The organism is Acidovorax sp. KPB24-03, from assembly GCF_057546605.1.
Map to the genome: position 1 here is coordinate 1 of NZ_BAAJYR010000926.1, position 605 is coordinate 605.

Genomic DNA, 605 nt, shown 5'->3' on the forward strand with positions numbered 1-605 from the left:
GTTGTCCTCCGGGGGCCTCGCCGTGTGCGCGGTGGGGTTGTGGTGGCTGAGCGATTGCGCGCCGGGCTCGCCGGCGGCGGTGCTGGCCGGGCCCCTGCTGCTGATCGGCGTGGGCATCGGCCTGCCGTGGGGGTTGATGGACGGGCTGGCCGTGAGCGTGGTGCCGCCCGAGCGCGCGGGCATGGCCACCGGCCTCTTCAACACCGTTCGCGTGGCCGGCGAGGGACTCGCGCTGGCCCTGGTAGGCGCCGGGCTGGTGGCGCTGCTGGCCCTGCAGTGGCCGCAGGTGCCGGTGGGCGATGCGGCGCGCGCCGCCCAATCCCTCGTGGCGGGGGACCTGTCCCGCGCCCGGGCGCTGCTGCCCCAGCTGTCGCAGGCCGAACTGCTGCAGGGCTACGGCCGCGCCTTCGCCGCCTTGCTGCGCGTGCTGGCCGGGGTGACCGTGTTCACGGCGGCGGCAGTGTTCGCCTGCCTGCGGGTGGGCGGCGCACGCGGGGCGGCGCTTTCTACAATCGAGGGCTAGCCGTCTTACCCTTGCCCGCCTCCAATGTCCACACCCGAATCCCCGCCCGCGCCCGCCCCGGCCACCACGCCTTTCGAATGGA

Annotated in this window: 1 pseudogene; it reads left to right on the forward strand. The window is 75.2% G+C overall.

The features are described from left to right. A pseudogene (locus AC27KI_RS26845) lies at nt 1-523 on the forward strand (MFS transporter); the annotation flags it as partial. Between the last annotated feature and the right edge of the window lie 82 nt (nt 524-605).